This is a genomic window from Cupriavidus sp. 05L411 (assembly GCF_056398045.1).
Window position 1 is genome coordinate 26,779 of the sequence record NZ_JBFTOQ010000055.1, and the last position, 12,530, is coordinate 39,308.

At 59.0% G+C, this 12,530-nt stretch carries 8 protein-coding genes and 3 pseudogenes; 3 read left to right on the forward strand and 8 right to left on the reverse strand.

All coding sequences use genetic code 11. The features are described from left to right. From AC1DQR_RS35680 to AC1DQR_RS35710, 7 genes and pseudogenes are all read right to left on the reverse strand, one after another. A complete protein-coding gene (locus AC1DQR_RS35680) occupies positions 1–195 on the reverse strand; it encodes a YhfG family protein (protein WP_416047089.1) in 195 nt (64 codons plus the stop codon). A gap of 73 nt (positions 196–268) precedes the next feature. Beyond that, the gene (locus AC1DQR_RS35685) at positions 269–562 is read right to left on the reverse strand and encodes an H-NS histone family protein (protein WP_416047090.1); all 294 of its coding nucleotides are present in this window, start codon (positions 560–562) and stop codon (positions 269–271) included. A 489-nt stretch (positions 563–1,051) separates the two neighbouring features. Then, positions 1,052–1,285 (reverse strand): DUF6429 family protein, encoded by a 234-nt coding sequence (locus AC1DQR_RS35690; RefSeq protein ID WP_045237719.1) that lies wholly within the window; start codon positions 1,283–1,285, stop codon positions 1,052–1,054. A gap of 25 nt (positions 1,286–1,310) precedes the next feature. After that, positions 1,311–4,239, reverse strand: a pseudogene (locus tag AC1DQR_RS35695) (Tn3 family transposase). Positions 4,240–4,594: 355 nt separating this feature from the next. Next, a pseudogene (locus AC1DQR_RS35700) lies at positions 4,595–5,269 on the reverse strand (IS5 family transposase); the annotation flags it as partial. A 201-nt stretch (positions 5,270–5,470) separates the two neighbouring features. Further along, positions 5,471–6,514: an alpha/beta fold hydrolase gene (locus AC1DQR_RS35705; RefSeq protein ID WP_416047091.1), complete on the reverse strand. Its 1,044-nt coding sequence runs from the start codon at positions 6,512–6,514 to the stop codon at positions 5,471–5,473. A gap of 75 nt (positions 6,515–6,589) precedes the next feature. Then, a complete protein-coding gene (locus AC1DQR_RS35710) occupies positions 6,590–7,609 on the reverse strand; it encodes an SMP-30/gluconolactonase/LRE family protein (RefSeq protein ID WP_477134736.1) in 1,020 nt (339 codons plus the stop codon). Positions 7,610–7,881: 272 nt separating this feature from the next. On the opposite strand from AC1DQR_RS35710, the gene AC1DQR_RS35715 reads away from it, so the two are divergent. The 3 genes from AC1DQR_RS35715 to AC1DQR_RS35725 all read left to right on the forward strand — a co-directional run bounded on the left by AC1DQR_RS35715 (position 7,882) and on the right by AC1DQR_RS35725 (position 12,105). Further along, entirely contained in the window at positions 7,882–8,592 is a 711-nt protein-coding gene (locus tag AC1DQR_RS35715) for a TetR/AcrR family transcriptional regulator (RefSeq protein WP_416047093.1), read from the forward strand. A 35-nt stretch (positions 8,593–8,627) separates the two neighbouring features. Then, complete coding sequence (locus tag AC1DQR_RS35720; RefSeq protein ID WP_477134737.1) at positions 8,628–10,712, forward strand: acetoacetate--CoA ligase; 2,085 nt, start codon at positions 8,628–8,630, stop codon at positions 10,710–10,712. Positions 10,713–10,773: 61 nt separating this feature from the next. Next, a complete protein-coding gene (locus tag AC1DQR_RS35725) occupies positions 10,774–12,105 on the forward strand; it encodes an IS701 family transposase (RefSeq protein ID WP_477134738.1) in 1,332 nt (443 codons plus the stop codon). A gap of 99 nt (positions 12,106–12,204) precedes the next feature. Here the strand turns inward: AC1DQR_RS35725 and AC1DQR_RS35730 are convergent. Continuing rightward, positions 12,205–12,384 (reverse strand): annotated as a pseudogene (locus tag AC1DQR_RS35730) (transposase); the annotation flags it as partial. Positions 12,385–12,530: the final 146 nt, after the last annotated feature.

Consider the following 12,530-nt stretch of genomic DNA (forward strand, 5'->3'; position numbering starts at 1 on the left):
TCAGGCTGGTTTGCGATAGGTCTGCAATACAGCTTCACGCGAAGGCAACTTGCGCTTTGACTCAGCTGGCGTGACGTCGTAGCCCTCAAGACGCAGGCTTGCAGCATAGTTGGAACGACGCGTCTTGGCGCAGTAGGCGAGCTTGGCTTGCAGGTCGGGTTTCTTCACAGGAAACAGCTCGTTTGCAGTTTGCATATGACGATTACCATTATAACGGAACGCGTGCCAATCTTCACCCACTGAGCAGTGGCGCATACTGCACCGCTCGCTAACCGTTCGATTTCAGATCGGCGCGCCCCGTGACTCCCGCGACTGGCACGCGGAAATGTTCTACCGTTTGCCCGGCGTGGATCGCCCGCTGCAGCCAGTCCGGTATGGCACCGCAGCCGTCCCAGCCCTGCCCGTGTGCGTTGCGATAGCGCACCGCTCCAGGCGATGGGGTCGGTAGAGGCTCGGCAAAGCAGCCTGCAGCCTGAAGGTGTTCCAGGGTCAGGCCGTGCTGGGCCATCTGGATGCGGATCCAGGTAATCGCTTCGGCGCGCTCGATCTCGATCGACTTCATTCTTGGTGCACAGATTTGAGGAAGTTGCGGAGCAGGATCCTGCGTTGTCGTCTCAAAGACCGTTGGGCCTCAACATTGTTCCGGCGGATCGCTGGTGTAAAGCAACCCGCTGCCTTGGGGATTGGGAATCACGTCGTCACCCCGCCGCGCAAAAATTAACAGACCAGAGTAGGCCGCCGAGCATCTGCCCTCGCGCGGCTTGTCCACAGGCTTATTCCGTGGCGCGGTGCATAAATCCTCGCCCCCTCCCCTCCTCGGGGTAATCGTACTTTCCGTGCAAAATCTGGCGGTGAGGCAATAATTACCCCTACAAATCAATGTGTTAAGAAACCATCAAATTCACCAGCTTGCATCCTTTCGATGCAAAATCTGGCGCCAGCCTTGCCAGCCTTGCCAGCCTTGCCAGCCTTGCCGGCAAACGCAGCCCTCGAACCCTCGAACAATGCAGAACGGCGCGCTGCATGTTTGTGTTCAATAGAGCACATGCGCCTAGTCGCCAGCGCGGACGAAGTATTTCGTGAACAACCGCTCGGCCTCGCCTAGGCCCTCGTCGGTTAGCCACACCGATTTCGCCCGGTTCACCGGATCCCCGATGAGCCCTTTCTCGTGCAGGCGGTTCAATGCGTCCCAGTCAAAGCTCCTCCAGGCACGATTTTCCCCGCACAAATTCAGGTAGAGCAGCGCGAGGACGACCTCGTCGACCGCGTCGGTATTGATGTCCATCTTGCCTCCTCCTCGAAGGTGGCCCTCACGATCCTGCCGCACGCTGCCAGGGTGCCGCTTCGAGCAGCATGTCCTGGTACTGCTCGAGAGGAAATCGCAACGTGCCCCGAAAATTCACATGCGCCGAATGCGCCGGCCCCATTCGGCGCAGCCAATCGTCGTCGACTCGCTGCCCCTTACCGCGCCAGGCGTCGACCGTCGCTTGCATGCGCTGCGTGTTCCATGCGATGACCAGGTTTGTCAGCAGCGTCAAGGAGCCAGAAATCGCGATCATTTCGTCACGACGACGGCCTCGCTCCGGCGCGACCTTACCCGTGTAAATCGTACGCTGGAGCTCGTGCACCGACTCACCGCGACTGAGTAGCGCATGCAGTTCTCGGCGAAACTCAACATTGCTGAAATAGTCGCACAGGAACAGGGTACGCAGCAGCTTGCCAAGTTGTTCCGCCGCCCGATGAATCGGATCCCCTTGGGCTGCGCTGCCGAATCGCTGCAACGCGACGACAGCGCTGACACACCCTGACTTGATTGATGCAACGAGCCGTAGCAGCCCGTCCCAGCCGTCGCGAATGGGCTTCAGTGAGATACCATGATCCACTATGGGAGCAAGATCTTTGGCCATCTCCATACCTCGTGGCAGATAGAGCTTGCGCTCCGACAAGTTGCGTAGCCGCGGGCATAGATCGAAGCCGAGCAGCTTCGATACGGCCATCCCCACGTTTGTATACCCATGCGTATCAACGGCAAGCGCGAGCAGGCCGCCATCTTCGCGCGTGTCGTTGTGGCGCACTGCCCCTTCAATTGCGACCCCCGCCTGACGCTCGTTAAGGACGATGGGCTGGTTGTAAACGATGCCGTGCTGGTCTAGGACGTGCGTGTAGATACCGACTGCATGGGTGCGCCTGCGCGGATCGACACGAGCGTAAAAGAGATGAGGTGAAGTATCCAGGCTCATCGAGTCGCTCGAGGCTCGCTGCCCAGTTCCCCACAACTCTGTGATGGGGTGCGTACGTTGAAACTCAACCACGCGCGCGTTGGCGCGCGACAGCCGGCCCGACATCTCGAGCACACGCATTGTGTTCGAAATCGCCGCTGCATCGACTTGTTGAATCATGGCGGCAACGCCTTTTGCATCGATCTCGGTGCCGTGTGCCATCAGCGCACCATAGAGCGAAACAAGTTCGTTGGCATCGCGTGCCTTCCGCGCCAGCAGGACTTCGCTAAAGCCCGTGCGGACATCCACTTCCATCATCGCATCCGCAAACTGAACTGTGCCGATCGCCTTGAACAGCAGGTCTCGTGTGCGCCTCGGTATCCCGTCCGTCGGTAGCGCCTCAAGTGCCGAGAGGTGCAGAGCGCCATCCCTGCCGATTGTCACGCGGCCGGCTTCGCGAGCCTCCTCCAGCGCCGCGAGGCCGGCCTTCAGGTTCTCCGTCAATCGCTCAATAAAGGGCTCCGCCGTAGCTGGTAGACCCAATAACGATAGGTGCCGACCTCGCTCCGACTCCCAATCTGACGGCGGAATCAGCATCTGGTCACGCTCACGAAAGGACAGACTATGGTTGATCCAAACCACCCGCGGCGCAGATCTTTGCGCAAGCTCGTGATCGCGGCGGCTTCCAGAGCGCGCAGTGCACGCTTGCGATCGTCACAGTCGACCATGGCGCGCCAGTTGGCACTAATCGGCACTCCGTGGTCAATGGGCAACTCCGTCGCGCCGCTATCGTGCAGCCTGGCGATAAGCTCCAGTTGCTGCAGGCTTGGTTCTGTGTCCCGGCCCGAGAATTCCAGTTCACATAGGGGTGCAAGGAGACTACGGATGCGCCGGTAATCATCAGTCAGCGTTTCGCGCACGCTGGCTGCATGGCTGGCGGGAGGCTTGTCCGATAGCTCCCCAAGCAGGGTTCCAATCTCTGCAAGTCGGGCTTCTGCTGGGCGCGTGTTGTCACGAACGAGCGCTTTGATCGCGACCAGTTGTTGTCGATATTCAATTGCCGATCGAGCCTGTTTCGTTGTGGTCTTGTTGTAGGCGTGCCGAACCAGATCGGAAACGCGGCGCCCTGTTTGATAGAGCAGCGAATCGGTCAACTCGAGCAGCGTCACGCGCAGGAAAAATACCAACTCAAGAGTGCGCGTCGACACCTTCAGCTCGCGAGTCTTCACCGGACGGCGCGCCTGGATTCGCTGTGCCCAGGCACGCTGCTTGTCGATCGGCACGGTGTCCAGCGTCCATATGTGTACCCCGATCTCCTTGAGAAACCGAATCTTCTCCAGCGTTTCCGTGAGCGTCGTCGGACTGTGTCGGGCCGGCGGCGTCTTGAGCCACTCGAGAACGGTCATGCCTGCGGCGTCGTGTTGGCTCGATAGTGCTGCGTCGGCGCGCCTCAGTTGCGCCTCAGGGACGGTCGCCTCGATCAGTGCGAGAGTGTTGCGCTCGATCTCAGCCCAGACCGATCGTCCGAGATCCCGCAACGTCCGGTCGGCGGGAATCAGAATCCTTCGTACAGCCAGCAGTTCGTGTGCTGGAGCAATTCGTCGAGCGTGAGCGATTCCTTGGCATCCAGGCGCATCCATGCTTCGCGGTCCGCCCACTGGTCCGGGCCGATCGACTTCAAGCCCAGATACCCGCAGGCCCAGATCAGGTGGTCATAAAGGGTCTTGTACCGGCGATATAGAGTCCGCAGCGATGCGATCGTCGGCGTCGGTAGGCCGAGCCGCTGGCCGACATGGTGCAGCAACTGGCGAGGCAGCGTACCGACCTGGCCGAGGCTATGCCCACTTGCGCGCAGAAATACCAGTTGGATGGCCGCCCCAGCGCGCCGATCGGGCCGAAAGCGCTCATTGATCGCCGCGACGTCGCTGTCGGTCAGTGCGAAGTACCGCTCCACATCGAATTCCGACAGCCGCATCGGCAACCGGTCACTTCCCACATAGCGAAATCCCAAGCCCGGCATCTCTTGCCCCCATCGAGATGGCGCGATCTGAATCGCGGGCTGATATGTTGCGCCCTCCTCTCATTCGCAGCGGCCAGCAGGTGTGGGCTTGCCGGAAAGCCTTGCCGACAAAGGCTTTCGGGGAAACCGCCAGATTTTGCACGAAAAGTACGATTACCCCCTTTGTCGCCACCTCGTTGCCCATCGCTCGGATCCGCACACCGGTCACCAACTGGGCCAGATGCGAGCGCAGCTCGGCATCTGGAATACCCCCATCGCTACTCAAGCTGGCCACCTCGTCGAGCAGTTGCCGGTACTGTGCGGCCCAGTCAATTGGAGCCTTCACACCCTCCGCGCTCTGCCGCCATACATAGATCACAACCGCGCCGACCACCAGGCCGGAGCGGTTCTGCCCCTGATAGCTGAGGATGGCCGGGCTCTGGGCACTCTTCTTGTACAGCCGTGCATCCGGTTCGGTGCTCGATTCGTGGGTTGCATTGCTGCGCCGCTTACCCCTCCAATCGGCCTCGGCATTGCGCCCGCCGCCTGCGGGCGGGGTATCATCCGTGTCGTCCTTGGGGCGAAAGCTCTTGTTGCTGGCCCATACCTGAATCAGCGTGCCGTCGACCGAAAAATGGTCCTTGGACAGAAGGTTATGCCGGTCGGCCACGCTCATCACCTTCGTGAAAAAGCGCTCGATTACCTTGTGCTCAAGCAACCGATCACGGTTCTTCGAAAAGACCGAGTGGTTCCACTCGTCGTCTTCCATCGCCAGGCCAACGAACCAACGAACCAGCATGTCGTAGCGCATTTGCTCCATCAACCTGCGCTCGCTGCGCACCGAGTAGAACACTTGCAACAGCAGTGCACGGAGCAACTTCTCCGGCGCGATCGAGGCACGTCCGCTATCGGCATAGATGGTGCTAAACAGCCCGTTGAGGTCCTTCAGTGCATCATTGACCAGCAGCCGGATTGCCCGCAGTGGATGATCGGCGGGGACGAAGTCTTCCAACTTGACCGTCGTGAACAACGTCTCTTGCATCTCATCCATTCCACGCATCGCATCCGCCGTCCGAGTTTATGAACACGATATCCATAGCGTCTGGCGCCATATCCCCGCTTACTCGGGAGCCAAATTCAACAGCCTGCTAGATGTCATAAACGTCTCGTGAAGTTGTCGTGCGGAGATGGCCAGCCTCCACAGAGGCGGCCGACCGCGCTCCAATTGGCTTTCAAGGTGGCCTGTGTTTGTCTATCGAAGCCGTTGGGCCATCCAGGCGATCATTTTTGGCATGACTTCCTCGAATCGAGTGACGGCGCAATGTCCGGTGTTGGCAAGCAACTCTACCTGGGTGTCCTTGCGGCCTTCGAATACCAGTGTGTCGTGCTGTGGGATGTGGATGTCATCCGCGCCATTGATGATCAACATGGGCGCGTTCGTCTGGAGTTGGAGCAGTGGTCGCAATGTGAACGCGGAGAACATGAGCGTAACGTCTTCTCGTTGCGGACGCTGGCTGAAGCCCAACGCGTTACCGACGATGTCGGACATGCCGAAACTCGCCTCTCGCTTAGGATCAAAAGCAGCCTCAACAGGGCCGCCGAGCACGATGGCCGCATCCACCTCGCCAGCGAGACCCGAGCGGGCCGAGAAATAGCCTCCCATCGAAATGCCAAGATGACCGACCTTGTGCGCTCCGAGGGCCTTCGCCTCGGCTACCAGTCCAGTGACGATTTGGCTGCCCGCTGGAGACATGGGAATCATCGATTCGCCGGTGCCGGGAATGTCGAAGGCTATGACGCGCAGGCTCGCATGCTGCGCAAAAGCGAGGAATATCTGCGGCAAGTCCATCTTCCAGGAATCCACGCCGCCGCTGGCCAGCAGAACCGGTGTGTCGGGCGCGGCGCCTTTGGGTGAAAAGATATTGACGGCGACTGGCGTCGTCGTGTCGCCCATCGGAAGGTGCAGTACGCGCCGTTCGTGGTCGACCGGAAACTCACGAGACCAAAGTCCGTACTGTTCAAGCTGATGCTGCAATGCGCGCCGGCTCGCGTCGTTCGCAAGCGTTGGGAATTTAGCCCAGCCATAGGCGATCGTGGCGAGATCATGCCGGCGTTCGCCCACGTACCGCTTGGCGAGATGGGACCATTCGTACACCCACCCGCCGGGCTCTTCGACCCACATACGCTTGATTGAAGCGCGTACCGCGTCGACGTCAGCGGGGAGGAGCCCTGTTGTCATCTGAGGATAGCGTTCGTGGAAGAGATCTTGCGGATCGATGGGCCATTCGTAGGACATGGGATTGCTCCTTTTAAGAGTGATGAATGATGGGTTGCGGCAGGGTGATTGGCCTGGGTTTCAGGGGCGAAGCGCTCAACGCCAATGGGCCAACGGAAGCCCCGCGACTGGCGTGCGGAAACTGGTGAGCGTGCTGCCCATCAAGCTTCCGAGGTAGACGGTCTGGAGATCAGGGCTGCCGAAAGTGATGCTGGCCATCCACGGTGCGAGCGTACCGCGTGCTTTCTTCATCACATCCATCGACAGTGTCCCGGCCGCGGAGTGGGCCTCGAGAGCAGCATTCGCTTCAGGATTGCCATCATCCAGAAGTTCCAGCAGATCACCCTCGGGTGTGATTGCCAGCAGTCGGTCGGACATGATCATCGTGACCCAGAGATTGCCGAAGGCATCGAACGCCATGCCGTCCGGTGAGCCCGCCCCCAGTGAAGATGGACCAAACACTTCGCGTCCAGATAGTGAACCATCCGCTGCGACCCGCAGACGAGAAACGCGCTTGGCGGTGGTCTCAACGACATAGAGCCACTCTTCCTGAGCGTCTAACCGTACCTCGTTGGTGAACGCGAATCCATCGGCTACGACGCGAGCGCCGCATTCGTCAAGAAGGATGATGTATCCGTCGATGACGCCCGGCCTCAATGCATCGGTCCAAGGATTGATGCGCGTAGATACCGTGATCCAAAGTCGATTGCGGGAATCGCGCAGAACAAAGTTCGTCTTTCCGATGGGTAGGCCGTCAATCGTGTCGAGCAGCACCTTGCTATGTCCGTCATCACGCCGCATCACCTCCAGCCGATCCGTCCCAAAATTGGCGATCAACAGATTGCCCGCTGCATCGAAAGCCAGCCCATTCGGCAGAGTTCCGGAGGTGAAGCGGCCATGCAGATCGCTCGTGCTGTCGAAATGCGAGTCAGCTTGTTGTGCAACCAGGCGTTGCGATCCATCCGCTCGGATATGCATCACGCCCCCACGAGCGTCAGCCACCCACAGATCACCGTTAGGTTCGGCCAGAACACATTCGGGGCGCTTCAGGTCGATGCCGACAGAAGTTACCAATGTCCGGTCGACCTTCCAGCCGAGTAAAGGGTTAGTTGTCATCTTGTCTCCAACAGGTTTCGAGTCGAAGCGATGGTTTTCGCTTCCACATCATTGCTTATACGTATGTATAATAAATGCAGGCTGCCCGTCTGGCTACTGTCTGCGAGACCTCTTTGACTAGTGGTTCTACGGATGGAGACCAGTGATCGCGCGCGGTGGACGTCACCGCTCCAAGGATTGATTGAACGAATGGATAAACTGACATCGACTTTTGGGGCTGAAGACGCCGCCATGGGCGACGGCGTCATGCCTTGTCATCTCTAACAGCATCCATGGCCACTACCACCAAGACACCACGAATAAGCGAGCCTCAAAGACGCACGCCGCAGCCTCGACCTGACAGCGAGAAAACCAGGGAGCGAATCCTGGACAGCGCGGAGAAGCTCTTTGCGCAGCACGGTTTTCACGGTACTTCAATCCGCGACATCGCTGCCGACGCTGACTATCAGTTCGCGCTTATCGGATACCACTTCGGCTCCAAGCTCGAGCTGGTCGACAAGGTCTTAGCTCGACGTTCAGAAGTTCTGAACGCCGAACGACTGGCATTCCTTGAGCAGGCCCGAGCGCGCAGCAAGGGATCTCCGATTCCGGTTCGCACGCTCGTGGAGGGCTATGTCGGAACCATCATGGCGCGGGCTTCCAAGAACGATGCAGGATGGCGCAACTACACCCAACTGGTTGGAAGTGCAGGCGCCAGTCCAGAGTGGGCGGAGCTCACCGACCGGCACTTCAACACGGTCGCGCGAGAGTACCTGGGCGAGTTGCAGCGTAGCCTGCCGAACGTGTCCAGCGAGACCCTGTATCAAGCCTTCTTCTTTGCGGTCGGGGCAATGGTGACAGTGTGCGCAAGGCCAGGGCGCATCGAGACCCTGTCCCGAGGGAAATTCAAATCCAAAGAGGTCTCCACGATGTACGAAAACCTGTGTACTTTTCTGGAGGGTGGCTTCAAAGCCATCGCCAGTCAGCGTCCGGGATCGAGTTGAGCCTCCGTCGAACTACATGAGGCAAGGAGTGCGTGATGGATATGGACATGGATATGGATATGGTTGAGCGGAAAGACGACGTTGCGTTGAGCAACGGAGGGGAAGCGCCTCTGCTGGTGCACGAGGGAGACCTCTTGTGGGCACCGTCGGAGCCATACACGCGGGACACCAGCCTTGCACGTTATCTGGAATGGCTGCGTCGCGAGCGTAACCTCCTATTCGCGGACTACGAATCGTTGCGGCAGTGGTCGATAGACGATATTGAGGCGTTCTGGGCAACCATCTGGGACTACTTCGATGTGATCTCTCAGGAGCCGCTTGGCAGCGTTCTCAGCAGCCGAGAGATGCTGGATGCACGCTGGTTTGAGGGATCGCGGGTGAACTATGCAGAGCACTTACTGCGTGCCGAAGCGGCGCGTCCCGACGAGGTTGTCTTTCATCACAGCTCCGAAATCCGCCCACTGGCGCGTACAACCTGGCGCGAGTTGGGCGCTCAGGTCCGAACTCTGGCCACGCAGTTACGTGCACTCGGCATTCAGCCCGGGGATAGGGTCGTTTCGTACATGCCGAACATCCCCGAAACTGCCGTGGCGATGTTCGCAGCAGTGTCAATCGGTGCTGTATGGTCCTCCGCAGCACCGGAATTTGGCGTTCGCACCGTCGTCGAGCGGTTCGCTCAAATACAGCCCAAGGTGCTCTTTGCGGCCGATGGGTACCGTTTCGCAGGCAAGGACATCCAGCGCAGCGAGGAGGTTGCAGCTTTGGTCGCCGAATTGCCAACCTTGCAAACGGTTGTATGGCTCGACTATCTGACGTCTGGTGTAGCTGCGCCCGCAAGTTTGAGCAATGCCGTCGCATGGAGCAGTTTGATGGCTGGCCCAGAAGTGCCACGGGAGAGCTTTCAGTACGAGCGCGTGGCCAGTGATCATCCGCTTTGGATTCTCTTTTCTTCTGGCACCACCGGATTGCCGAAAGCAATCCTTCACAGCCACGTGGGCATACTGGTTGAGCATTTGAAGATCGTCCATTTCCATGCCGGATTGGAGCCTGATTCGGTGTCGTTCTTCTACACGACAACCGGATGGATGATGTGGAACTCGCTGCTTTCAGGGCTGCTCGCAGGCGCCGCCGTCGTCCTGTACGACGGTAGCCCGGTCTATCCGTCGCTCGATGTGTTGTGGAAGCTGGCAGCCGAGACCAAAGCAACATCGTTCGGGGCGAGTCCGACATTCGTGCAGATGATGGAAAAGGCTGGGCTACGGCCGGGGGCTATGCATGACCTGTCTTCCTTGCGGGCCATCCTCCTTGGGGGGGCACCGTCGACGCCGGAGACCTTCGCGTGGTTCTACCGCTGCGTAAACCCCGATCTGTGGGTCACATCGCAATCGGGTGGCACCGAGATTTGCAGCGCATTCGTCGGTGGTGTCCCGCTCTTGCCGGTTCGCGCCGGCGAGATCCAAGCCCGGCTGCTGGGCATGAATGTTCATGCATGGGCCGAGGACGGCGCCGAGCTGCAGGACGTGGTGGGTGAACTCGTGGTGACGAGCCCCTTCCCTTCAATGCCCTTGCGTTTCTGGAATGACAAGGACGGTGCGCGCTACCGCGAGGCGTACTTCACACAGTTTCCTGGCGTGTGGCGCCACGGCGATTTCATCCAGATTACCGAGTATGGAGGCTGCTACATTTATGGGCGCTCAGACTCGACGCTGAATCGCCATGGCGTGAGGATTGGTACCGCGGAGATCTATCGGGCCGTCGAGCAGGTAGAAGAGATCGCCGATAGCCTGGTTGTGTGCTGCGACTTGACTGAAGGTCAACACTTCATGCCTCTTTTCCTGAAGCTCAAGCCCGGGCATGTCTTGAGTGAAGACTTGCGAAAGAGGATTGCAACACGTTTGCGTGACGACTGCAGTCCGCGCCACGTACCAGACCAGATGATTCAGGTGGACGAGATCCCGTACACGCTCACAGGCAAGAAGATGGAAGTGCCAGTACGCAAGCTCCTAGATGGTTGTGCGCCTGAGCAAGCGGCGAGCCGAGATGCCATGGCAAATCCTCACGCACTGGATTCATTCATGCGCTTCCGCCTTGTTGATATGGCACGCGGAGAATTTCCCTAATCTTACTATGTCATAAAAATTAGTGCATTATATGTACTTCTTCATTCGAAGTGGAGAGTGCATGAGCACGAGCGACCGATTTGCGCAGTACATGAGCTACTTGGCTGAGGGATTGGGACATGCGGATCGCCGGGCCGGCTTAGAGAGCTACTGCACTGGGCTGATGCTGCCGCTGTCGCGCAAAAGCGTCGAGCCGATGGCGGCACGGGTTGACCCTCTGCATGCCAGTGCCCGACATCAGTCACTGCACCACTTTGTTTCCAAATCCGAGTGGTCGGATATGGCCTTGCTGGGGCGTGTCCGGGATTGGGTTCAGCCCTTCCTGGAAGCACCAAGCGGTCGCTATTGGATCATTGACGACACGGGCTTTCCGAAGAAAGGCAAACATTCAGTGGGTGTGGCGCGCCAGTATTGCGGCCAGCTCGGAAAACAGGACAACTGCCAGGTTGCAGTCAGCCTTTCGCTGGCCACAGAGCAAGGCAGCCTTCCGATTGCTTATCAGCTTTATCTCCCCAAGGAATGGTCCGACGATTCGACTCGCCGCCAGAAAGCCGGCGTGCCAGACGATATCGCGTTCGCCACCAAGCCGGAGATTGCCCTGGCGCAAGTTCGCGAGGCGATCGCAGCCGGCGTGCCCGCCGGAATCGTCCTAGCCGACGCAGCGTACGGCGATGAAACCGGCTTTCGCGAAAGCCTGACCGAGTTGGGTCTGCTCTACGCGGTTGGGATTCGCTCCATGACGACCGTCTGGCCGCAGGGCGTCTCGCCACTGCCGGCCAAACCGGCAAGCGGTCGAGGCAGGCCACCGAAGTTGCTGCGTCGCGCGCCGGGCCATGAGCCCATTTCGGTGAAGACGCTGGCGATGGCTTTACCCGAGATTGCTTACCAAGTGGTGACTTGGCGGGAAGGCACAAATATGGCCCTTTCATCGCGATTTGCAGCCGTGCGCGTTCGTCCGGCCCATCGGGACTATTGGCGCAGTTCCTTGCGCGATGAAGAGTGGTTGCTAGTCGAGTGGCCCGAAGGCGAACCAGAGCCAACCAAATACTTCTTGTCCACCGCGCCGGCCGATGCGCTGATAGAACAACTTGTGTTCGTGACCAAAATGCGTTGGCGCATTGAACGCGATTACCAGGACTTGAAGCAAGACCTCGGTCTTGGTCACTATGAAGGCCGAGGCTGGCGCGGATTCCACCATCATGCGACGCTGAGTATCGCAGCCTATGGCTTCCTGATGGCCGAACGACTCGCCGCGGACAAGTCCGAAGGGAATAAAAAAAACTTCCTCGAACGCCAGATACCTGCGCTTCCCGCGGATTACATCCCCCGTGGGAGCCCTGCGCGCGCAGCGACACGTGGCGAATTCGATCACGACACTCCGCCATCAGCTTAGCTTTTACCTGATGCGCAGCCTTGGGCTTTGCCCGTGTTGCGCATCAATGGATGGTCCGTTTAATTTATGACACAGTAGAACTAAGAAGCTGTTGCGAAATTAGTTCATGTAGGGCTTTAGCCTGCTCCAGCAAATCAGTGAACAGGCAAGGGACAGGAAGGCTTCGTGGACATGGGCATATCGTTCGTATCGAATCTTTAGGCGCCTGAATGAGTGGAGCCAGGCAACCGAGCGCTCCACGACCCAACGTGTCTTGCCAAGACCACTGCCGTGAGGTGTAATAGCCTAGACTAAATCTGACAGTGGTTGGTTATCCATGCCGCCGCACGTTGGTGCGAAGGGCGTAGCCCGGAGTGCCAGTGTGCGGCGGAATCCACAAGGAGTCCGCCATGACTCAGGAACAGAAAGTCATCCGTGCCAAGGTC